23 protein-coding genes and 1 pseudogene are annotated in these 22,184 nt (G+C 63.7%); 11 read left to right on the plus strand and 13 right to left on the minus strand.

Going from position 1 to position 22,184, the window contains the following annotated elements; all coding sequences use genetic code 11:
• Positions 1-2 precede the first annotated feature (2 nt).
• Positions 3-1,352 carry a class III poly(R)-hydroxyalkanoic acid synthase subunit PhaC gene (gene phaC, locus EA462_RS04650; RefSeq protein ID WP_124177412.1) on the plus strand — a complete coding sequence of 450 codons (1,350 nt, stop codon included), beginning with the start codon at positions 3-5 and terminating at the stop codon, positions 1,350-1,352.
• 21 nt (positions 1,353-1,373) lie between these two features.
• Here phaC and EA462_RS04655 read toward each other — a convergent pair whose 3' ends face one another.
• The 3 genes from EA462_RS04655 to EA462_RS04665 form a co-directional block, all read right to left on the minus strand.
• Entirely contained in the window at positions 1,374-2,564 is a 1,191-nt protein-coding gene (locus tag EA462_RS04655; protein ID WP_124177413.1) for a threonine synthase, read from the minus strand.
• A gap of 129 nt (positions 2,565-2,693) precedes the next feature.
• Complete coding sequence (locus EA462_RS04660) at positions 2,694-2,870, minus strand: 50S ribosomal protein L37e (protein WP_124177414.1); 177 nt, start codon at positions 2,868-2,870, stop codon at positions 2,694-2,696.
• A complete protein-coding gene (locus EA462_RS04665) occupies positions 2,867-3,094 on the minus strand; it encodes an LSM domain-containing protein (RefSeq protein WP_124177415.1) in 228 nt (75 codons plus the stop codon). Before EA462_RS04665 ends, EA462_RS04660 begins: the two co-directional genes overlap by 4 nt.
• A gap of 122 nt (positions 3,095-3,216) precedes the next feature.
• On the opposite strand from EA462_RS04665, the gene EA462_RS04670 reads away from it, so the two are divergent.
• Together EA462_RS04670 and EA462_RS04675 are read left to right on the plus strand one after the other, a co-directional pair.
• Entirely contained in the window at positions 3,217-3,525 is a 309-nt protein-coding gene (locus tag EA462_RS04670; protein WP_124177416.1) for a hypothetical protein, read from the plus strand.
• A gap of 113 nt (positions 3,526-3,638) precedes the next feature.
• The gene (locus tag EA462_RS04675; RefSeq protein WP_124177417.1) at positions 3,639-4,595 is read left to right on the plus strand and encodes a zinc-dependent metalloprotease; all 957 of its coding nucleotides are present in this window, start codon (positions 3,639-3,641) and stop codon (positions 4,593-4,595) included.
• A gap of 20 nt (positions 4,596-4,615) precedes the next feature.
• On the opposite strand, the gene EA462_RS04680 is transcribed toward EA462_RS04675, so the two are convergent.
• The 3 genes from EA462_RS04680 to EA462_RS04690 all read right to left on the minus strand — a co-directional run bounded on the left by EA462_RS04680 (position 4,616) and on the right by EA462_RS04690 (position 5,992).
• Positions 4,616-4,930 (minus strand): hypothetical protein, encoded by a 315-nt coding sequence (locus tag EA462_RS04680; RefSeq protein WP_124177418.1) that lies wholly within the window; start codon positions 4,928-4,930, stop codon positions 4,616-4,618.
• A complete protein-coding gene (locus tag EA462_RS04685; RefSeq protein ID WP_124177419.1) occupies positions 4,927-5,349 on the minus strand; it encodes a nuclear transport factor 2 family protein in 423 nt (140 codons plus the stop codon). Before EA462_RS04685 ends, EA462_RS04680 begins: the two co-directional genes overlap by 4 nt.
• A gap of 91 nt (positions 5,350-5,440) precedes the next feature.
• Complete coding sequence (locus tag EA462_RS04690; RefSeq protein WP_124177420.1) at positions 5,441-5,992, minus strand: hypothetical protein; 552 nt, start codon at positions 5,990-5,992, stop codon at positions 5,441-5,443.
• 216 nt (positions 5,993-6,208) lie between these two features.
• Here EA462_RS04690 and EA462_RS04695 point away from each other — a divergent pair, with 216 nt between their 5' ends.
• Complete coding sequence (locus EA462_RS04695) at positions 6,209-6,454, plus strand: hypothetical protein (protein WP_124177421.1); 246 nt, start codon at positions 6,209-6,211, stop codon at positions 6,452-6,454.
• 22 nt (positions 6,455-6,476) lie between these two features.
• Here EA462_RS04695 and EA462_RS04700 read toward each other — a convergent pair whose 3' ends face one another.
• Complete coding sequence (locus EA462_RS04700; RefSeq protein WP_124177422.1) at positions 6,477-7,028, minus strand: SPW repeat domain-containing protein; 552 nt, start codon at positions 7,026-7,028, stop codon at positions 6,477-6,479.
• 176 nt (positions 7,029-7,204) lie between these two features.
• Between EA462_RS04700 and EA462_RS04705 the strand changes: the two genes are divergently transcribed.
• On the plus strand, positions 7,205-10,015 hold the full coding sequence (locus EA462_RS04705) for an AAA domain-containing protein (protein WP_124177423.1): 2,811 nt from the start codon (positions 7,205-7,207) through the stop codon (positions 10,013-10,015).
• Positions 10,016-10,182: 167 nt separating this feature from the next.
• Positions 10,183-10,986 (plus strand): phosphatase PAP2 family protein, encoded by an 804-nt coding sequence (locus EA462_RS04710; RefSeq protein WP_124177424.1) that lies wholly within the window; start codon positions 10,183-10,185, stop codon positions 10,984-10,986.
• Between the two features lie 30 nt (positions 10,987-11,016).
• Here the strand turns inward: EA462_RS04710 and EA462_RS04715 are convergent, their stop codons facing one another.
• The 3 genes from EA462_RS04715 to EA462_RS04725 form a co-directional block, all read right to left on the minus strand.
• Entirely contained in the window at positions 11,017-11,421 is a 405-nt protein-coding gene (locus EA462_RS04715; RefSeq protein ID WP_124177425.1) for a hypothetical protein, read from the minus strand.
• Between the two features lie 200 nt (positions 11,422-11,621).
• Positions 11,622-12,647: an AIR synthase family protein gene (locus tag EA462_RS04720; protein WP_124177426.1), complete on the minus strand. Its 1,026-nt coding sequence runs from the start codon at positions 12,645-12,647 to the stop codon at positions 11,622-11,624.
• A gap of 1 nt (position 12,648) precedes the next feature.
• The gene (locus EA462_RS04725) at positions 12,649-13,653 is read right to left on the minus strand and encodes a TIGR04024 family LLM class F420-dependent oxidoreductase (RefSeq protein WP_124177427.1); all 1,005 of its coding nucleotides are present in this window, start codon (positions 13,651-13,653) and stop codon (positions 12,649-12,651) included.
• 255 nt (positions 13,654-13,908) lie between these two features.
• Between EA462_RS04725 and EA462_RS04730 the strand changes: the two genes are divergently transcribed.
• Positions 13,909-14,538, plus strand: coding sequence for a TetR/AcrR family transcriptional regulator (locus tag EA462_RS04730; RefSeq protein WP_124177428.1), 630 nt, complete (start codon positions 13,909-13,911; stop codon positions 14,536-14,538).
• A 14-nt stretch (positions 14,539-14,552) separates the two neighbouring features.
• Here EA462_RS04730 and EA462_RS04735 read toward each other — a convergent pair whose 3' ends face one another.
• The 3 genes and pseudogenes from EA462_RS04735 to EA462_RS04745 all read right to left on the minus strand — a co-directional run bounded on the left by EA462_RS04735 (position 14,553) and on the right by EA462_RS04745 (position 19,048).
• The gene (locus EA462_RS04735) at positions 14,553-15,824 is read right to left on the minus strand and encodes an MFS transporter (RefSeq protein ID WP_124177818.1); all 1,272 of its coding nucleotides are present in this window, start codon (positions 15,822-15,824) and stop codon (positions 14,553-14,555) included.
• Positions 15,825-15,933: 109 nt separating this feature from the next.
• Positions 15,934-16,101: pseudogene (locus EA462_RS04740) on the minus strand (winged helix-turn-helix domain-containing protein); the annotation flags it as partial.
• A gap of 109 nt (positions 16,102-16,210) precedes the next feature.
• Positions 16,211-19,048, minus strand: coding sequence for an ATP-dependent helicase (locus tag EA462_RS04745; protein ID WP_124177429.1), 2,838 nt, complete (start codon positions 19,046-19,048; stop codon positions 16,211-16,213).
• Between the two features lie 272 nt (positions 19,049-19,320).
• Here EA462_RS04745 and EA462_RS04750 point away from each other — a divergent pair, with 272 nt between their 5' ends.
• From EA462_RS04750 to EA462_RS04765, 4 genes are all read left to right on the plus strand, one after another.
• Positions 19,321-20,055, plus strand: coding sequence for an MBL fold metallo-hydrolase (locus EA462_RS04750; RefSeq protein WP_124177430.1), 735 nt, complete (start codon positions 19,321-19,323; stop codon positions 20,053-20,055).
• A gap of 261 nt (positions 20,056-20,316) precedes the next feature.
• Positions 20,317-20,529, plus strand: coding sequence for a hypothetical protein (locus EA462_RS04755; protein ID WP_124177431.1), 213 nt, complete (start codon positions 20,317-20,319; stop codon positions 20,527-20,529).
• 191 nt (positions 20,530-20,720) lie between these two features.
• Positions 20,721-21,422, plus strand: a complete 702-nt coding sequence (locus EA462_RS04760) for a phosphoglycerol geranylgeranyltransferase (protein WP_124177432.1) — start codon at positions 20,721-20,723, stop codon at positions 21,420-21,422.
• 81 nt (positions 21,423-21,503) lie between these two features.
• Positions 21,504-22,148 (plus strand): helix-turn-helix domain-containing protein, encoded by a 645-nt coding sequence (locus tag EA462_RS04765; RefSeq protein ID WP_124177433.1) that lies wholly within the window; start codon positions 21,504-21,506, stop codon positions 22,146-22,148.
• Positions 22,149-22,184: the final 36 nt, after the last annotated feature.

A 22,184-nucleotide genomic window follows, 5' to 3' on the forward strand; every position in this document is an offset into this window, starting at 1 on the left:
CTATGAAAAACCCATACGCAACCGCACTCGACATCCAGCGCCAGGCCTGGGAAGCGACCGCGGACCTCGCAGAGAAGACGCGGGTCTCCCCCGACCGCACCGAAACGCTCGAGAACATCGACGTCGGACCCACGCCGAGTGACGTCGTTTACGAGGAGAACAAACTCGAGTTGCTTCACTACGAATCGAGGACGGAGACCCAACGCGACGTTCCGATCCTCATCGTCTACGCGCTGATCAACAAACCCTACATCCTCGATCTCCAGTCGGATCGATCCGTCGTCCAGACCCTGCTCGAGGCCGGCTTCGACGTCTACCTCATCGACTGGGGCGAACCGTCCAAGCTGGATCGTTCGCTCGGCCTCGAAGACTACGTGACCCGGTACATCGACAACTGCGTCGACGTCGTCCGCGAGCGCTCCGGACGGGACGAAATCAACGTTCTCGGCTACTGTATGGGTGGTACCATGTCGGCCATGTACGCCGCGTTGTTCCCGGAGAAAGTGCGGAACCTCGCGCTGATGGCCGCCGGACTCTGCTTTGCGGGTGACGGCGGCGTCCTCGAACTCTGGGGTGCCGAGGAGTACTACGATCCCGAGCAGGTGACCGGAGCGTTCGACAACGTTCCCGCCGAGTTTCTCGACGTCGGCTTTGCGTTGATGGACCCCGTCGCGAACAACGTCACGAAGTACGTCCGATTCTACGATAACCTCGAGGACGAGGACTTCGTCGAGAACTTCGCCCGGATGGAGCGCTGGCTCGACGAGGGAATCGACGTCGCGGGCCTCGCCTACGAGCAGTTCATCAGAGAGATCTATCAGAAGAACGCCCTGTTCGAGAACGAACTCCACCTCGACGGCGAGCACGTCGATCTGGCGAACGTCGACATGCCGGTCCTCCAGATCGTCGCGGAGTACGATCACCTCATTCCACCGAACGCGTCGAAGCCGTTCAACGACGCGATACCTGCGGCGGACACCGAGATCCTCGAGTTCCCGACGGGACACATCGGAATGTCCGTCTCCTCGCGCAGTCACGACGAACTCTGGCCACAGGTCTGTGACTGGTTCGAAGCTCGATCGAACGGAGATGCAACCGGCGACGAAGCGAACGGGAAACGAGACGACGAAGGTGACGTCGAACGCGAAGAGCGCGCTCAGGGCGACCTCGACGACGCCGACGATCTGACCGCGCTGAACGGCGTTGGAGACGCCTACGCGTCGACTCTCCTCGAAGCCGGCATCGAATCGTTCGACGACCTCTCGAGCGCCGACGTCGTTACACTGGCTTCGGAGACGGACATCTCGCCCAGTCGCCTCGAGGACTGGATCGAGCAGGCCGACGGGCGGTAAAGCTCGGAGCGCTGGTGGGACTCAGATTCCCTGGCTCATCAGGTAACTTCGAAGCACGTCCGCCTCTTTATTCCCGGTCGCGCCGTTGACGATCACGACCGTTTCGTCGCCGTCGAACTCGCCGCCTTCGGCCAGGTTCCAGACGGCGCTCGCGGCGACGGCCGCACTCGGAACCATCGCGACCCCCTCGTGTGTCGCAACCTGTACGCCAGCCTCGAGAACGTCCTGATCGTCCGAGGCGACCGCGCCGCCGTCGGTCTCCCGGATCGCCTCGAGCATTCGTCGGCCGGCGATTGGATCGGGGATCTCGATTCCGCCACAGATCGTGTCGGGTGTCTCCACGGGGTCGTGCTCGTCGCGACCAGCCTCGACGGCGTCGACGATGGGCGCACAGCCCGCCGCCTGGGCGGCGTACAGCGACGGGAGTTCGTCGACCAGCCCGAGCGCCTGCAGTTCCATCGCCCCCTTGTACGCACCGAGCAGTGTGGTTCCCTGGCCGGTCGGACAACAGAGTACGTCAGGAACGTTCCACTCGAGCGCTTCGGCGATCTCGTACAGCAGCGTCTTCGCGCCCTCGTGACGGTACGGAGTTGAAACGGCCTGAAGCGAGTGCCAGTCGTCGTGTTCGGACAGCCCCTCTTCGAACGCGCCGACGGCGTCGTCGAACCGACCGCCGACGACGTTCATGTCGCCGCCGTGGACGTTCACCATCGCCTTGTTCGTAAACCCGGACCGCGAGGGGAGATAGACGTGGGACTCGAGGCCCGCTCGACCCGCGTACGCCGACACGGCCTGTCCGCCGTTGCCGGGAGAAGCGAGCGCGACGTCGCTCGCCCCGCGCCGGACCGCGGCCGTGACGGCGACCGACGCGCCACGGTCGTCGACCGACCCGGTCGGATTTCTGCCCTCGTCTTTGATCATCACTCGCTCGACGCCGAGTTCGTCGGCCAGGGACGGACACTCGACCAGTGCCGTGGCACCTTCGTCCATCGTCACCGCCGTCTCGCGAGAGAACGGTAACACCTCCTCGTATCGCCACAGCGAATCGAACGGTCGCGACTCGATCGTCGCCCGCTCGAGTGAGATCGAATCGTAGTCGTAACTCGGGTCGAGCGGTCCGCCACAGTCCGGACACCGTCGTTTCTCTTCGACCTCGTGGCTGGCCCCGCAGTCCAAACACTCGAGACCGACGAAGGCGTCAGTCGTCTCCATACCCGTCTGTTCGTGGGCCGGGACTAATGGCTGTTCATCGTCAACCACGACAGCGATATCGATGACGAGAGCGGTCGTAGATGTGACTCGAGAAGTGGAGAAAACCGACAGAACGCAGTGAATCGACCGTCAGTTGTCGCCGGCTTTCGACTGCCACGCGTACTCGCGGCGTTTGGCGGACTTGCCGAAGCCACACGACGAGCAGACTTTCTTTTTCGTGTGGTAGGACTTCTCGCCGCAGCGGCGACACTTGGTGTGCGTCGTCTTGTTCTTCTTTCCTTGGCTCGGGGTTCCTGCACCAGTCATGGAGTGATCGAAACGACGTTATCGCCGCGTATAATCGTTGTGTCTTCGACCGGCGCGTCGCCGTCTCCACCTCCGTCGGCCGAAATCGTCGCTTCTTCGAGGACGAGATTCATGTGCTGATCGTAGCCTGCGAGATCACCGACGTACTCTTCGTCGCTTTTGAGTCGTACCGTGACACGGTCACCCAGCGACGCCTCGAGGACGTCTAGCGGTCGTCCACTCATACGAAAGAGCGCAGGTGATGGATACTTAATCGTACCGGTCCGACGCGGAATCCGATGCGAAACGGTGCCGGCATTCTTCGGGCAACCAAACGGCTAAGTGGCTACTCGTTGACCGTCCGCGTATGAGTGAAAGAAAGTTCACGTTTATCGAGTTGCATCTGGACGGCGAGACGCAGTTCGGTCCGAAAGCGATCAACGACGCGCTCCCGTTTGGCGAGAAGACGGCGGCGGAGGAACTCGAGGCGAAGGACGACGACGCCGAGAACGGCGACGACGCGACGACGGCGGACGACGGCTCCGCGGGTACAGTGATCGGTGCCGTGATCGCGCTCGTCGTCCTCATCGGGCTCGCCGCCGCGGCGAAGAAGTTCCGCGGCGACGACGAACCCGAACTCGAGGACGAAGACCAGCCCGAAGTCATCGTCAACTGATCGGCGGACCGATCGTTTTCTCGAGGTATCCACGAGCTGTCGACTCCCGGAAACTTCCGGGGCCGATTCGAACGAGCCGAACGCTTTTGCGTTCGACAGCCGTACCCGTATTCGTGAACCTCTATCGTAGCGCGCGGGCCGTCGCCGGGGCCTCCGGTACCGACGCCATCGACTGGCGATCCGCCGCCGAGGCTGCAAAGGCGGCGACCGATGCCGGATCGATCGCACTCGAACCCGGCGAGCGCGAGGCCTACGCTCGCGACGTTCGGGACGCTCGCGAGGCCGTCCGAGAGGTCTCCGGCGTCGAGTTCGACGTTCCCGACACCGTCGAGATTCAGAACCGACACCACTGGATCGACGCCAACGTCGCGACGTTCGAGCGCGTGATGGGATCACTCGATCCCCAGACGGACCCCTTCCCGGGGATCGCTCGAACGATCAACACGGGAACGATGACCGTGTTGCTCGCGTTCCTCGGACGGAACGTCCTCGGCCAGTACGATCCGCTGTTGCTCGCTGAAACCCCCGACGACGATCACGCGCTCTACTTCGTCCGACCGAACATTCTCGAGGCGGCCGATGTGCTCGAGGTCGATCCCGACCGGTTCCGTCGGTGGATCGCCTTCCACGAGGTGACCCACGCCGCGGAGTTCGGTGCAGCACCCTGGCTCTCGACGCACCTCGAAACCCGGATGGAAGACGGAATCTCGGCCCTTTCGGAGGGATCGTTCGACCGGGATACGTTCCGCGAACTCGACGCCGCGATGACCGTCGTCGAGGGCTACGCCGAGTTGTTGATGGACCACGCCTTCGACGACGAGTACGCGGATCTGCGGCGAAAGCTCGACGCTCGACGACAGGGACGGGGGCCCCTTCAAAAGCTGTTCCGTCGACTTCTCGGGCTGGGCCTCAAACAGCGTCAGTACGAACGCGGGAAGAACTTCTTCGAGACCGTCGTCGCCGCCCAGGATCTCGAGACGGCGAGTCTGGTCTGGGCACACCCGGACAACCTCCCGACCAACGAGGAACTCGACCGGCCCGGACTCTGGATCCGCCGCGTCACACGCTGATTTCCGAGACGACGACGGCCTCACCGCGTCATCCAGATCAAGTACCACAGTAACGCACCGCCAGCGATCAGCCCGACGGCTGTCGCCAGGCCGACCGTCGACGGCGAGGCCCCGCCCTGGAGCGCCATCGTCGTCCCCGAGAGACCGACCAGTACGACGAAGGCCACACCGAGACGTCTGCGTCCGGTGCGTCCGTCGTCGCCGCCGAACCTCGAGTCCGACCGGCGGGACGGGCTTCGGTCGTTCCCCTCTCGGCGTCTCCGACCACTTTCCCGATCCGGTCGACGCCGACCGCGATCGTTCGCTTCGCTCCCGGGGCCGCGACCTCGGCTCATAGCTCGTCGGACCCGGTGCTTACGTGCATCGTGACGAACGACCAGTCGGGGACGTCCCGGTCGACGTCGTTTTCCGTGTGCCGATCTCCGTCGGTTCGAACCAGCGCTCCGCTCCAGCGCGTCTCGAACTCGCGGTCGTCGCCGCTCTCCGTGTCCCTCCAGGCCATCGTGACGTCGTCGGCGAACGTGGCGAACTCGCCTCCGTCGCGGACCACGAGACGATGGCTCTCGAGCCGCCAGTCCGTCGTCGTCGCGGTCTGTTCGCGAAGGGCGTCCGCGACCGACTCGTAGCCGAACAGCGCCTCGCTGATTCCGAACTTCACCGTCGAGTCGCCCTCGAGGAAGTACGGCTCGAGCGGATCGCCGCGACGGAGGGCGTCGTAATAGTCGGAGACGATGTCCACAGCGCTCGTGCTCATAGCGACCACGACGGAAGCCGTCCGCAAAGATCCTCCGGACGCAAGCGCAGGTCCGTCGACGGTGGAAATCCGAACCCGTTTCGAGAGGCACTCACATGAATCCGCGGTCGACTTCGTCCGTCTCGAGGAGGTCGTCAAGCTCCGCGTTCAACAGTTGTTCCGCCTCATCGAACTCACCGGAGAGGTCCCCGAGTTCGTCGGGCCGGTCGTACTGGTCGTAGGCCATCGGCCCGAACGCCGGGCTCTCGAGGGCCTCCATCACGTCGTCGAAGAAATCCTGCGGTCGCGTCGGGGCATCGGCGTGCGTCTCGACGACGGTTTCGAGGCGTTTCGCGACGGATTCGGCGTGATCCTCGTCGTCCGGCGGGGACTGGACTGCAAACCGACCCCCGTCGTTTCGATCCGGGAGATACGAACCGATCTCGTCGTCTACGCTTCGAGCGACCTGCGTGCCGACGCCGCGGACCTCGAACGGGTTTTTCGCGTACGTTTTCAGGAAGAAGACGCCGGCTCGCGGATGTGCGAGATACATGTCTTCACCGACGCCGCCGGCGCGGTCGCCGGCGACTGCACGCCAGTCCTCCGGATCGACGTTCCGATCGGCGACGTCCTCGAGTACGTCCTTCCAGTCGCGAATCCGCATAGGCGGTGGTTGTGAGTCGGATAGAAAGAACGTGTCGGTTGGGGCAGTTCAACGAGCGACGGCGCTGGCGCTTGATATCCACAAAGTAAGCAGTGATGGACGTGAACACTCGCTCGTGTGGCAGACTCGAGTGGACGAAGTCGAACCGAGTTGATTGGACCGAACCAAAAGGGCTACGACGGCTCCGCCGACAGGGTGTGTACCGACCGATTACCAATGTCCGTCCGACAGTCGTTCTCGTTCGTCGAACTGTTTCTCACCGCGCCGGCGAAAAGTGCGCTGCTGGGCTTCGGGCCGATCGCGCTTGCGCTCGGACAGCTACTCAACAGCTATCTCAACGGCGTTTCACCTGCCGTCGCGATCTGTTTCGCCGCGGTTATGATCGGATTTGCGGTGATCGCAACCGGCCATCACGCCGCCGAAGTTCGGCTTCAGTCGCTCGAAGCCGACCTCGAGTCGTAACCGCGTTCCCGAGGATGGTGATTTATCGCCCGGATTTGGTTCCGCTCGCGATCGCCTGCGCTTCCCGCGCTTCGTAGGTGTTGTACCCCGAGAGACCCGCGATGAGCAATCCGGAGACGAGCGTACTCCAGAACAGACTCTCGAGCATGCCGAACAGCGCGGACGAGACGATCAACCAGATGCCGAGAACGGCGACCAGCGTCGTAATTCCGATGCTGGTCGGGACGTCGCTCCGTATTCGATAGGTATTGTAGCCGGCTGCGACGAAGACGACCCCGCCGACGAGGACGTTGTTCCAGAGCGACGACTCACCGGCGTCGAACACCAGAACGGAGAGAGCGACCCACGCACCGATCGCGGCGACGACCGCGCTGACGATCGCCGTGTTTCGTCTCCGCTCTTCGTTTGCGACTCGAGTAGACTCCGCCCGCGGATCGCGACCGTCGGAGGATCGATCACCGTAACCGGTCCCGGAATCGACGGTTCCCGCCGAATCCGCCGTCTCCTCGCCGGTTTCGGTTCCCACGTCGCGTTCGGGCTCCGTCGGGTGGTCGTCGCTGTTCGGGTCGGTCATACGCTCGCGCCGATGCCTCGTGATCCCTAAAGCGACCCCGACCGTTTCAGCGCAGGTGAGCCCGTGCTGGCCGGTAACAACCGATTAACTGGTCTCGGCGCCGAGCGAACGAGGACCGTCGAGCGGCGCGTCGGGACCGGTAGCGTTTTTGATCGTTGGGCTCGTGATGAACAGCCGTGTACGTACGCGGAACCGTGGCGGGGGAAGTCGAGAGACGGTCAGTGTCGACGAAGTACGGCGAGAGCGATCTCGCGGAAGTGCCGCTTCGACTCGACAGCGACCACGATGCAGCCGATCGAGAAGCGTCGGAGTCCGCGGACGGTGGGGCCGCAGTACTCGAGGAGAACCACGAACCCACGACCGTCACCCTCTGGAACAAGTGGACGGAGTCAGCCGAGTTGCTCGAGCCGGGAATGGAGGTGCTCGTCACGGACGCCAAAACGGAGGAGTGTCAGGGGAAAACGAAGTTCGCGACGACCGGCGAGTCCTACGTCGTCGTCGAGCCGAGCTTTCTGGTGAACGTGACCGCGATCCGAAACTGGGTGGATTGTCCCCGGCTGTACTACCTCAACAAGCTTTCGGGCGTTCCGCTGAACTATCCCGTCGTTAAAGGAACGATCGTTCACGAGGTCTTCGGAGACCTCCTTCGGGGCCGAGCGCTCGAGGAGGCCATCGACGCCCGCGTGGACGAGCGAGGGCTCGAGCTGGGGTTGCTCGGCGAGAGCGCGGACGCCGTCTCCGAGGAGGTTCGAGAGAACGCCGCCGCCATCGAGGGCTGGCTCGAGCAGGGTCGGCTCACGGAAGAAGACAGCTGGCGCTCGGAACAACTGCTCATCAGCGAGACGTTCGGCATTCGCGGGCGGGCCGACGCCGTCCGCCGTGGCGCGCCGGTCGAACTCAAGACGGGCAAGAACCTGAAGAAAGAGCCGCGGTTCAAGGACAAGGTCCAGGCCGCCTGCTATGCCCTCATGCTCGAAGAACACGGCGGCGACGTCGACGTCGGAACCTTGCTCTACACGAAGAACTCGGCGCTCGATCGCAACGAAGAGACCGGCGACCTGACGCCGGCAAAGGAGTTCTCGATGGGGGACGGCCTCCTGAAGTTCGTCGTTCGACTGCGAAACGAAATCGCGGCGACGGAGGTCCAGGGGACCGTTCCCACCGGCTACGAGGGGAACGCAAAGTGTGAGTACTGCTTCGAACAGGACACCTGTATGGTCGTCTCCGGCCGACTCGATCAGGAGTCGAAAGCAGGCCAGATCGGACGGCCGTTGCCAGCGGACGAACGCGAGTACTTCGAGGAGGTCTCCCGGGCGATCGAGGCCGAACGGCGGGCGGTCCACCACGAATACGCCAAGCTCTGGGAGCAACGCCCACAGGAACGAGCCGACGACGACCGGGCGTTGATCGACCTCGAGTTCGGCGAGAAGCGCCCGCTCGAGGGCGGACGCTGGGAACTGCGAGCGGAGCAGCCCGCGGGGACGACCTCGAAGCTCCGGGAGGGGGATCTCGTGCTCGCAAGCGACGGACATCCCGTCCGCGGAAACGCCGAACTCGCTCGAATCGAGCGACTCGACGACGAAGTCGTGCTGACGGCGGACGAGCCCGTCGAGGTGACCCGGCTGGACGTCTATCCCTCCGAGCTGACGACCGACCGGCTGCTCGCGGCGCTTCACGACTTCCTCCTGAAGGGCGACGACCGTCGAAAGGACGTTCTGTTCGGACGAGCCGATCCGACGTTCGACGAACCCGAGGAGACGTTCATCGACAACAACCCCGCACAGAACGAGGCCGTCCGGATGGCGGTCGGTGCGGAGGACTTCGCGCTGGTCCACGGACCGCCGGGAACCGGAAAGACCTACACGATCGCTCGCGCGATTCGCGCGATGGTCGAACGGGGCGAGCGAGTCCTGCTCTCTGCGTTTACGAACCGGGCCGTCGACAACGCACTCGAAGCGCTGCTCGAGCAGCTAGACGGAGTCGTCGACGACGATCGAGTGGTTCGCGTCGGCTCGGAAAGCGGCGTCCGAACGGATATGCAACCGTATCGTCTCGAGCGGGCGGGCGATCCGGCCGAGCGGGTGGCCGAACTCGAGGACGCACAGGTGGTCGCGGCGACGACGGCGACGTGCGGATCGCGAGTCATGAAAGCCCAGTCGTTCGACAGCGCGCTGGTCGACGAGGCCGCACAGCTCACGGAGCCGGGAACCTTCGCGGCGATAACCCTGGCGGATCGGTTCGTACTCGTTGGCGACCACGAACAGTTGCCCCCGGTCGTTCGATCCGGCGACGAAAGCCACCGTCCTGAACTGACCGACGGAGACGACGAACCGCTGGGACACGACCTCACCGAGTCGCTGTTCGAACGGCTGGTCGCCCTCCACCCCGACTCGGGCGTCATGCTCGACCAGCAATACCGGATGAACCAGCGCATTCAGGCGTTCGCCTCTCGGGAGTTCTACGACGGCCAGTTACGGCCCGCGACGCCGGCCGTTGCCGGACGCACGCTCGACGATCTCGAGGGGGCCTCCCGCGAAGCGCTTCCCGAATCGCTTCGGGACCCGGTCGCGTTCGTCGACGTCGAGGGCGACGACGATCGATACACCGACAGCGCCGAGGCGGCGCGGATCGCAGAACTCGTCGAAACCTACGAAGCGGCCGGTCTCGAGCGTTCGTCGATCGGCGTCATCGCACCGTTCCGGGCACAGGTCTCCGAAATTTCGAATCACGTCCCCGGCGACGTGACCGTCGATACCGTCGACCGCTTCCAGGGCTCGAGCCAGGAGGTCATCATCGTCTCCTTTACCGCGACGGGATCGCTCGAGGGGCCGATATTCGAGGACTACCGTCGGATCAACGTCGCACTCACGCGTCCGAAACGCGCACTCGTCCTCGTCGGAGACGCACGGGCGCTCGAGACCGACCCGGTCTACGGGCGGATGCTCGAGTGGGCGAGTCAGGTGAGTGTTCGAGGCGGCCGGGACTGACGGCCTCGAGACGAGCCCTGACCGAAGCTGGCGCGTATAGCAGCTTCCCGTCACACCAGTGACCTGCTCTCCGCGACCTGCTCCGTGAAAGCGATAAGACCGGCTGGCGGTGGACCGAATGAAGGAACGTTTACCTCGACCGGCCCCCGACAGCGGAATGAAACGACATGCGACTCGAAGCCGAGAGTGCGACCGTCAGGGAGTGGGTCAGCGCCGAGTACGCCGACATCGTCCTCGCCGTGATCTTCTGGCTCGCCGGTTCCAATCGTCGGCAGAGCGCGCTCGTGATCAGCTACGCGCTCGGCGGAATGGCGTTTCTCCTGACGGTCAAAACCGTACTGGCTGTTCCGCGACCACCGGAATCGGCGCTGCTCGTCCCGCTCGAGGTGAGCGGCTACGGCTTTCCGAGCGGGCACGCGTTCGCCGCAGTCGTGGTCTACGGTGGTCTCTGCACTGCGTTCGATCGCGTTCGCCATCCCCCGAGTCTCGTCGCTGTCGCTGCGATCGTCGCACTCGTTTCGCTCTCGCGAGTGATACTCGGCGTCCACTACCTTGGTGACGTGATCGCGGGCGCGTTGCTCGGCGTCGTCGTCCTCTTCGCGATGGATCGGCTCACCGCCGGCGATCCGCGTACTGGGTTCGTGATCGCGACTGTGCTCGCCGTTCCCGCCGCGTTCGTCACCGGCGGATCCGAGTCTGCGCTGATCGGCCTCGGAAGCAGCCTCGGCGGACTGGTCGCCGTCCGATGGCTCTCCGCGCTTCCCGCGCTCCGGTCTGCTCTCGAAGGAGTCGTTCTCGTCGCCGTGGGCCTCTGTGGACTTTTCGTGATTCGGACTGTCGCAGCCGCGGCCCCGACTGACTCGCTTTTCGTCGTGATGTACGCACTGCTCGTTTGCTGGGTCGTTCTCGTTCCCGCCGGGGTAGGCCGCCTACCGATCGCGGCGCTCGAGACCTCGAGTCCGGCGTCGTAACCCACGTACCGACATCACCGGAGGACGCGATTATCCGGCCAGCGAATCACACTCGGTCTCGAGATAGCCGACACACCACTCGACGTCGGCCATGCTCGCACAGTCGCCGTCGCGTTCGATCGAGATGAGGACGCCCGATTTGCGGGCGGGTGAGTCCGGACACGAAACGATCCAGGCCTCGTCGAACACCCTGACAACGGCGCTGAGTTGTCCCGCGTCGAAGGCGTGTTCCTGTCGCCGGTTGCTCAACTGATCGACGATCGTCTGGTCGACGATCGCCTGGGTCTCGTCTGGGGCGTACTGCGTTCGAACGTCGTCTCGCATCACCGAACCGGAGTCCATCGGTTCGTATCGAATAACGGCTCGTAAGTCTCCCCCAACCCGCTCGTACACGGCGTCCCAGATCGTCCGGGCCTGGGATCGAATATCAGACATACGTACTCCTGACTGACCTATTGCCTGCTAATAGATATAGCCTTTGGTAGTACCGCTAGCGGGCAGGACCGTCTTTATACCGAGCGCGGCGTCCAATCGTCGTTTGGACAGGTTTCGAAGAGATCGGTGTCGCGTCTCCGGGCTTGGATACCGGGTCCGTTGGAAATCCGGACGTGATCGCCCGTCGGCCCACCAACCAATTACTCGTCGACCGCCTCCCACAGCGGATACAGATCGTCTTCGATCGGTTCCGTGATCGACGTCGAATCGAGTCTCAGTTCGGGCTCGCCGGATCCGACCGTCCCGATTGCCGTCGCCTCGACTCCGGCCTCGGTGAGGGTATCGAGACAGCCACCGAGGGCCGCCTGCGGGACCGTCGCGAGCAACGCACCTGAGCCGAAAATACACAGGGGATCGACGCCAGCAGCCGCACACAGAGCCTCGGTTTCGGGACGAACCGTCACCGCTTCCCGATCGATCTCGAGGCGGACGTTCGACGCGCGGGCGATCTCGAGCAGTCCGGCGGCGACGCCGCCCTCGGTTGGGTCGTGCATCGCAGTCGCGTACTCGCGGACTGCCCGTGCGTCGGGAACGACGCTGATCTCCGCGAGGAACTGCTCGGCGCGGTCGCGGATCGCGTCGTCGACGTCGAGTGTGTCCCCGAAGTCGGCCGCGAGGATCGCGGTGCCCTCGATTCCTGGCGCTTTCGTCAGGATCACCGCGTCGCCGGGTTCGGCTCCGCCGGTCCGAACGAACGAGTCGGTCGCGCCCATCGCCGTCAGCGAGATCAGCGGACGCTCTATCTGGTCGACGTACTCGGAGTGACCGCCGACGATCGTCGCGCCGACGTCGGCAGCCGCCGCCTCGAGGTCGGTCATTATCGTCTCGAGGAGGGTCTCACCGGTCGCAACGTCTCCGTCGCTCGAGTGCCGGAGTCCGTCGGTTTCTCGCTCCGAGCCGGGCAACAGGACGACGACGGTCAGCCAGCGCGGGTCGGCACCCGAGGCGGCGACGTCGTTGCAGGCCACGTAGACGCCGAGCGTTCCGACCTGCGAAGCCGCAAGCGAGATCGGATCGGAGCTGACGACGAGGTCGCCGCCGGGCCAGTCGATCACGGCGGCGTCTTCGCCCTCCGCCGGTCCCTGAAGGATCGTTTCGTCGGCCCCGCTGTCCGTCCGATCGAAGACGTGAGCGAGCAACTCGTCGGGAGGTACCTTTCCGGGCATGTTAGCCCCGGTCGGGTGCCAGTTCGTCCATCGTCTCTCGGATCTCGTCCGCCTCCGCACCACGGGGAAAGCTGACCGTGACCGCATCGACGCCGTCGATCCCCTCGAAACGGCGGAGCGTTTCGCGTGCGGTTTTCGGGTCGCCGGCAGCACAGAGTTCGTCGAGGAGATCGTCGTCCAGGGCGTCCAGCGCGCGCGTCCGGTCCCCTTCTTGCCAGGCGTCGTGGATCGTTTCGGCCTCGGCGTACCCCTGGCGGACGAGCGAGTCGCGGTAGAACGTCCCCATCCCGCCGACGTAAAAGCCCGCGTGCTGACGGGCGAGCGCTCGAGCCCGGTCGCCGTCCGATAGCGCACAGCAGGTCACGCCGACGGTGACGCGGACGTCGTCGGCGTCGCGCTCACCGAGGTCCGTCCCGCGTTCGACGTCCTCGAGTCGGCTTCGCACCCCATCAGGGGTGAGCATGATTCCGTGCCAGCCGTCGGCAAACCGACCGGCGAGTTCGACCGCCTTCGGCCCCATCCCGGTCACCTCGATCGGCGGCACCGGCTCCGGCGGCTCACACCGGAGTCGAAAGCCAGAAACCGAGACGGACTCGCCGTCGTACTCGACCGGTTCGCCCGAGAGAACCTGTCGAACGACCTCGACGGTCTCCCGGGTTCGTTTGAGCGGGTTTCCGTACGCCACGCCGTGCCAGTTCTCGACGACCGCGGGGCCGCTTGGACCGATTCCGAGTCGGAACCGACCGTTCGAGACCTCCTGAAGCGTCGCGGCGGTCTGTCCCAACAGCGCAGGCGTTCGCGAGTAGGTGTTGAGGATGCTCGAGCCGAGGTCGATGCTGTCGGTTCGCTCGGCGATCGTCGCCAGCACGGTTACCGCGTCTCTGCCCCACGTCTCGGGGAGCGAGACGCAGCCGTAGCCGGCGGATTCGGCTCGCCGGGCGTACTCGACGAGCGAGTCGACCGACGGCTGGGCGGCGACCGGGAGGTGAATCTCCCTGTCAGTCATCGATCGACCCCGCGTCGATACTCGGATCGGTCGATACCCGTTCGTCCTCACTCGCCAGTCGAACGCTCGAGGATCCCATCGATACCAGTAGCTACAGGGATGGCGAAGATAGTAATACCGGTCGGAGCAACGACGCCCGGACGTCCAGTCTGGCTCATCCCACAAATCGACGGCGTCGTCGGCGTAACCCGTCCCCCACGCTCGAGTATCCGCGATCCAAACGCTTTTGCCGATTATTTGCGACAGACGTAGTGAATGGGGAGAGACAGCGAGGACGAGGGCGTCGATACGCAGGAAGCGATCATGCGAGCGACGTACCGCGCGCTCTGCAAACACGGGTACGCGAATCTCACGATGCAGGCGATCGCCGACGAGTTCGACAAGACGAAAGGCGTCATCCACTACCACTACGATACGAAAGAAACCCTTCTCGTCGCCTTCCTCGAGTACCTGCTCGATGCGTTCAACGAGAACATCGCGGTCGACGAGAACGAGGAGCCGGAAACCCGGTTACTGACGCTGATCGATACCCTGTTGTTCGGCCCACCCGAGCGGGGCGAGTTCGATCACTGGGAGCTGATGGTCGCGCTGCTCGAAGTGCGAAGCGAAGCACCGTACAACGAGGAGTTTCGCCGGCAGTTTACGCACAACTACGAGACGATCGAAGCGACGCTCGTCGCGATCATCGAAGACGGAATCGATCGAGGGAAGTTCCGCGACGTCGATCCACAACTCGCCGCGACGCTGTTTCTCACCGCCCTCAACGGCGCGCGAATCTACCAGGTTGCGCTCCGACGCGACGACGTGGCCCAGCTTACACGCGACGGTCTCGAGGCAATCATCGACGACTGGCTCCGTCGTTCGGACGCGTCGACCGATCGATGACGGGCCAACCGGCGCTAATCGGCGTGGTCCGGCGTTGACTCGGTGTCTCGAGACGAGTCGTCCGTCAGGCTGACGGCCGGCAGGAACTGTCCCGTCTCGCGGTGAACGCCGGCGACGAGGATCACGCCGGCGACGATCGGAAGTACCGCACATGCGACGTAGATGGGCTGAAAGCCGACGATTCCGATCAGCGGAAGGGAGACGATCGGTCCGAGACCGCCGCCGACGTCACCGAGGACGTTGTTCGTGCCGACGGCGCGTCCCATCCGCTCTTCGGGAGTGAGATCTGCGAGCAGTGCCATCAGCGGTCCGCTCGTGCCACCCTGACCCGCGCCGATGAAGAGACACGCGATCGCGAGCGTCCAGACGGAGCCAGCGAACGCGAGGAGGACGAACCCGACGAACGTCGTTCCGAGAAACACCACGAGCGTCGGAACGCGCGACTCGCGACGATCGCTCACGTAGCCGCCGAGGAACATGAACGCACCGGCCGCGATCACCGTCAGTGCCATGAAGATGCCGGACGACGCCTGTGCGTCGAACCCGAAGACGCCCAGTTCGTTTCGATCCAGGAACAACACGAGCGTTGCGAACAGGGCACCGATGTAGGCAAACAGGACGGCGAAGTTCACGAATCCGACGGTCAGCGCCGGCACGCTCATGTCGATCTCCCAGGGTTTGATAGCACGGTGCTCGTCGCCCTCGACGTGCGTCTCGGGTACAGTCGCGTACGCGATCGCACTCGCGACGGCTGCAAACGCCGTCGCCACGACGAAGGCGACGACGGTTCCCCAGAACTCGCTGATAATTCCCCCCAAGACGACTCCACAGGGAAACCCGAACAGCACGCCGCCACGAATAAGACCCATGCTAGTTCCTCGAGAACCGCCGTCGCTGACGTCGGCGGCGATCGTATACGCCGTTGCAAAGACCAGTGCGCTCCCGACGCCCCAGATGAGACGGGAACCGAGAAACCACGCTTCGGGGACGGGCGCGAGGACCGCAACGACGTAGCCGAAGGTAGCGACGCCCTGAATCACCATACCGACGACGAACGGCGTTCGCGTTCCGACTCGGTCGACCAGGATTCCGGCAGGAGCGTTCGAAACGAGCCTCGAGAACCGGTTCGCACTGAGAATAACGCCGACGAGAAACGGCGAAATACCGAGGAGCTCCCCCAGATTGGGCAGGATCGGAAAGATGACGCCGCCGCCGAAGCCGACGAAGAACGTACTCACGATAACCGCGCCGATAACGAGGGACCGTCCCCGAAACGCGCCGCTCAACGAGTAAGACGATTCTCCGGGTTCGGCGTCGCTCGAGTCCACACTATCTAACTGACTAGTTAGTCAAAAACGGAGAAAAGGGTTTGGGTTTCGGCTGCTGGGAGAGACAAACCCGTCGAATCGACTCGCTGACCGTGACGCGTGAGACGCCGATGTCGTACTCCGCTTTGAGAACGCCAGTGAGCTCTCGAGAGGACAGCTGAGGATCGCGCGAGAGCTCACAGAGGATCGCGACGTCCCGATCTTTGAACTTGCAGTTCGGTGCGTCGTCGGTCATGCTTCGAGAATGAGGCCAAACCTGATTACGCATTCGATTCCGGCGGCTCGGTCGCGGAGTCGCGTGGTGAAATCTCGAGCGTACCGATCACCGGACTCCGATTCACGAATTACTGTTCTCCTGGATCCTGTCCTGTGGAGACCAACCCGCTCACGGAGTCCGCTCCGATCTCCGAAAGCACCCGCTCGTGAAACGCCTGCAGCGCCGCACTCTCGTCTTCCGCGAGGACGACGTCGCTGGCCGAGAGCGTCGCGAGGCCAAACGCCCGCGGCGTCGGTGAGTCGAACAGCTGACGCTCGAGTTCGATCTCGCCGGTCTCGACCGAGTCGACGAACGACTCGAGCGCTGTGACCGCGAGTTTGTCCTCGAGGATCTCGCGATAGGTCTCTTCGATCACGGCGAAGTTCTCGAGGTCCGCCGCGAAGCCAAGCAGCATCTCGCTCGAGACCTGCTGTTCGCTGGCGGATTTCTCGTAGCCTTTGTACCGCTTTAGGATCATGAGCGATCGGGTGGCGTTGATCCGGAAGTACCGCTGAAGCAGATCCGTTCCCGATAACGCCGCTCGCAGGTCCTCGCGGACTCGTTCGGCCGAGAGATCGTCGACGATTCCCTCGAGGTCGACCTTTCGGTTCAGCGGCATCGAAAGAACGAATCCGTTGTCCGCGACGGCGACGCGCACGTTGGCCGTCGCTTCCTGTGCACAGCGGTAGGCCAGCAGTCGGGAGAGGCCGTCGTTGAACTGGCGACCGTACGCCGAATGGACGTAGTAGCGGCGTTCGTACTCCTCGCGGTCGCGCTCGACTTCGATCGCCAGACGTTCGGTCGTGCTTACGCTCTTCGCTCCCGCATACCGGAGCTGATAGTCGAATAGGCGCGCGATAGCCCGGACGCTGTCGTCGTCGAGGGGAAACTCCCGGAGCCAGGCACGAACGCGCGGCGGGCCACCCTCGTCGTAGTGCGACAGCACCTCCCTCTGAAAGGCGAGTATCTCACGTCCGAGATCGTAAGACAGCGGCAGTCGCTCGGAGTACCAGGACGGAACCGTCGGCCTGGCGCTCGTCCGGTCGACGTAGACCTTCGATCCTCGACGATAGCGATACTCGAAATTGGCACCGCCGAGAACGAAAACGTCCCCCTTCTCGAGCGTGTCGAGGTACTCCTCGTCGAGCTGGCCGACCCACTCGTCTCCCGCGCGGGTGGAGACGTCGCAGGTGAACGAGTCGGGGATCGTTCCGATGTTCGTCATGTAGATCACCCGGGCCAGCCGGCCGCGCTTGCCGATCAGCGTCTCTCCGACGGGATACTCCTCGTAGTGGTGGTCGCCGTCGGGCGGATCGTTCGCGTCCCGCCAGATCTTCGCGTAGACGTTTTTGTCCTCGAGGCCGGTGTACCCGGCCGTGAGATACCGGATCAGCGATTCGTACTCCGCTTCGGAGTAGTTCCGATAGGGGTACGCTCGCCGCAGGATCGCCTTCAGTTCGGACTCCGGGCGAATCTCCGCGATGGCCATCCCGTAGACGTGCTGGGCGGCGACGTCCTGTGCGTTCTCCGGGATCGACACCGAGTCGACGAATCCCTCCTCGGCTTTTTTCAACATGACCGCACACTCGAGTAACTCGTCGCGATCCAGTGCGATCACCCGACCCGTGACCGTCTGCCCCACCCGGTGGCCCGCGCGGCCGACGCGCTGGAGCAGCGCCGCTACGCTCTTTGGCGAGCCGACCTGCACGACGAGGTCGACGTGTGGCATGTCGATCCCTAGCTCGAGGCTCGTCGAGGAGGTGACGACGTCGAGATCGCCGTCCTTGAGTCGTCGTTCGATATCCTGACGGACGTCCTTCGAGAGGCTGCCGTGGTGACACCCCGAGTTCTCCTCGTCGTAGGCGTCGAAACGCTCGCGCAGGTTGTGCAACACGCGTTCCGCTCCGGAGCGGGTGTTCGTAAAGACGAGCGTGTTCGTGTGGTCCTGGACGTGGTCGTGGAGGGACCGGTAGAACCGCTCTTGGACGACCTCTCGGGGCGTGTTGACGAGGTCGTCCGTCGGACACTCGAGGCGGAGATCGAACTCGCGGGCGAAGCGGGCGTCGACGATGTCGTACTCCCGGGGCTCGCGACTCGCGTCGGTCTCGAGTTCGGGACCCGCCGAGTCGGTCGCGGAGTTCGAGGTGCGTGACTCCTCGCACCCGACCAGAAACTCGGCCACGCGGGAAAGCGGCTCGATCGTCGCGGAACAGCCGATTCGCGTGATCCCGCCGTCGCCCATCGCCTCGAGTCGTTCGAGGCTGATCGAGAGGTGCGTTCCCCGCTTGTTCGCCGCGAGCGAGTGAATCTCGTCGACGATGACGTACTCGACGGTCCGGAGCTTCTCGCGAAACTTCGGTGAATTGAGCAAGATCGCGAGCGTCTCGGGCGTCGTGTTGAGGATGTGCGGCGTCTCCTCGAGCATCTTCTGGCGCTCGCTCGAGGCCGTATCACCGTGGCGGATGGCGTGACGGATCTCACCCATCTCGTCGCCGCGTTGTTCGACGATCGATTCGATCCCCTCGAGTGGGACCTCGAGGTTGCGGTGGATGTCGTTCGCGAGCGATTTCAGCGGTGAGACGTACAGACAGTACACCGAGTTCTCGAGTCCCGAATCGGAGTCGCGCTCGCGCCGATAGAGTTCGTCGATGATCGCACAGAAACTCGCCTGCGTTTTTCCGCTCCCCGTCGGCGCACAGATCAACGTGTTCGTCCCCTCGTGAATCTTCGGGATCGCGCCGCGCTGGGGCGGGGTGAAAAAGCCGCCGTTCTCGGGAACGAACGCGCCGAACTCGGAGAGCCACCACTCCTGGACCGCGGGCTCGAGCAGGTCGAAAACGTCCCCGTCCTGGATCTGCGTCACCTCCGGGTCGAACGGGAGTTCCGCAACATCGACTGGTAGCTCGAGGCCCTCCGTGTCGGCCATATCTCGTCTGAGAACCCGGCGCGTAAGAGGGTTTGGACAGCGGAGTGAAAGTGAACGAGCGAGAGCGGTTCGGTCAGGGACGCGGGGACGCGAGCGCTCTGGGACGACCGACTCGAGCGATCGTCTAGCGTGACCAGACGGGCTGTTCGTAATCGAGTATCGAGACGATCACTGATACCGAACCACAACTAACCGTATCAAAACGCGTTCCGATCCCGTTTGCGAATCGAGTCAGCGGAACGCTTTTGCCCGAACCTCACACACGCCATGACATGCGCGTCACGTTTCTCGGCACGGGAAGTGCGATGCCGACCGGCGAGCGCGTCCAGACGGGCCTCCTCGTCCAGGAGAGCGGCCGAACGCTCTTGATCGACTGTGGCTCCGGCGTGCTCCACCGGCTTCAACAGTCCGGGGTCGGCTACGAGAGCGTCTCGACGGTCCTGCTCACTCATCACCACCTGGATCACGTGGCCGATCTCCTCCCGCTGATGAAAGCGCGCTGGCTCGCCGGCGAAGAACACCTCGAGATCGTCGGCCCGCAGGGGACGAAGGGGCTGGTCGACGGGTTGCTCTCGGTTCACGAGTACATGGAAGGCAGACTCGATCTACAGGTCCGAGAGATCGTTGCCGGGGAGTTCTCGATCGCTGACTTCGACGTCTCGGCCTACGAGACGCGCCACTCCCTGCCCTGTCTGGCCTACCGCTTCGACGATCGGTTCACGTTCAGCGGCGACAGCGAGGCCTTCGCCGGACTGGCGAACTTCGCCGACGGCTCCGGGATCCTCGTCCACGACTGTTCGTTCCCCGACGACGTCGACGTTTCCAACCATCCGACGCCGGACAGCCTCGGGCGCGAACTCGCCGACCGGGATATCGGTCGGGTCTATCTCAGCCACCTCTATCCACACACCGATGGCCGCCACGAGGAGATGCTCGAGTCGATCGGCGCGCACTACGACGGCGACGTCCGGTTCGCAGAGGACCTCACGACTGTGACGATCGAGTGACCGCCGCTACGGAGCGTTTCTCCACTGCGTGGCTGGCCGTCGGTGCGAAGTGATCCATCGGTTCGACCGTACTCGAGAGCCCCGCGGCCGCTGTCAGTTTTCCTGACAACAGTGTCCATTGTACGGTCCAACTGGACGGAGTGCACTGGGAAACTTTGCCGTAAATGGCACCTATAAAAGATGATTATAGTTCATACGACTATTCTTTTCAGGCGGGAACAGTCCCAGTTATTATAGCAGGACGAGCAAATCGTTCGACCGATGTCTCACTCGGTTCCTGACGTCATTGAAACGATTCTCGAATCAGTCGAAGACGACGTGGCGGATCCGGATCTCCGGTACAAAATCCGGACAGCACGACAACTACTCGTGTTAGTTGATGAACAACACACGGTTGCGAAAGGTGCACTCGAGGAATCAGGGCTCGAGGAAGACACTCGAGAACGGTTGGAGCAGTTAGGGTATCTCGAGTAGCCTGTTCTCGCGATACCGGTTCATCCGAGCCGATGTCGAACGGGCCGAAACTGAGGGACGGAGACTCCGAACCGCGAGACGGCCGGTCGGACGATGGCCGTCCCGTCGACGGATATCTGGTGTTCGATGGGCGAATATCTCGTGTCGGGCGTTTCGTAGCGCTTTTGCCGGTTGTCGGGAAACGGAGCGGTATGTCTCCCCCATGGGACGACTGGAATCACGTCCTCAAGATCGATCCCGACAAGGAACTCCCACCGGGAACCACCTACGGCGATCTCTGTGCGACCGGAACCGACGCGATCGAAGTCGGCGGCACGATGGGTATCACCGAAGCCAACATGGAAGCCGTCGTCGAGGCCTGCTCCGAACACGGCGTTCCGCTCTATCAGGAACCCTCGAGTCCCGACGTCGTCATCGACAACGAGGCGCTCGAGGGATATCTCATTCCGACCGTTTTCAACGCCGGCTCGCCGTTCTGGATTACCGGTGCACACAAGGAGTGGGTACGGATCGACAACGGACTCGACTGGGAGCGGACCGCGACCGAGGCCTACATCGTGATGAACCCCGATGCCGACGTCGCAACGTACACCGAGGCCGACTGCGACCTCGACGCGGACGAAGTCGCCGCGTACGCGACGGTCGCAGAGCGCATGTTCGGTCAGGAAATCGTCTACCTCGAGTACTCGGGAACCCTTGGTGACGAGGAGATCGTCGCCGCCGCGAGCGACGCGACCGACGAGGCGACGCTGTTCTACGGTGGCGGTATCCACGACTACGAGTCGGCCTACTCGATGGCCCGGTACGCGGACGTCATCGTCGTCGGTGACCTCGGCCACGACGAGGGCGTCGACGCCGTTCGCGAGACGGTCGAGGCAGCATCTGATTCGTAACGCTTGGTATTACTCGCGTACCCGGATCAAGAATCGTGTTTAGCCTAAACGGTTTTGGGTCTCCGTCCCCCACCGTACACCATGAGTCTGGTCGCGGAGTTCGAAGCACGGTCGCCCCGGTTTCTCCTCGGATCGACGCTCGAGGCGATGCCGTCGCTCGCCGTCGACCTCGAGCGACAGTACGCGCTGGATCCGAAGCGACCGATTGCGTTCTGCTGGGTCCGCGCTCGAAATCGGAACCGACTCGAGTCGGCTCTCGATAGCGACCGGACGGTCAACGAGTTCGAACGAATCTGTCACCGCGAGGATCGAACGCTGTACCGACTGCGCCAGGCCGGCTCCGGTGTCCAGGCGTATCGGCGGTGGGTTTCAGATGGCGGGCAATTGCTCGAGTGTCGCGCCTCCGAAGGGGGGTGGGTAATCGAGATGCGATTTCCCGATCGGGAGTCGTTCGTTCGGTATCACACGTTTCTCGAGGACGAACGCGTGGAGTTCGAACTCCTGCGACTGGCCGACGGTACTGACGTCGTCAGCTCTCACGCCTCCAGAACGGTGACGGAGTCCCAGCGGGAGGCACTCGAGATCGCCCACGAGTACGGCTTTTTCGACGTACCCCGCGGGACGGATCTGGCGACGATCGCGGATCACCTCGGAATCTCGACGCAGGCGGTCAGCGAGCGGCTCCGCCGTGGACAGGCTCGGCTGGTCGAGAACTACGTCTGTTGAAGCCGTCATCGGGCCGAACGTGGCTCAGCCGGTCGA

The sequence above is a fragment of the Natrarchaeobius halalkaliphilus genome, from assembly GCF_003841485.1.
GTDB classification, from domain to species: domain Archaea; phylum Halobacteriota; class Halobacteria; order Halobacteriales; family Natrialbaceae; genus Natrarchaeobius; species Natrarchaeobius halalkaliphilus.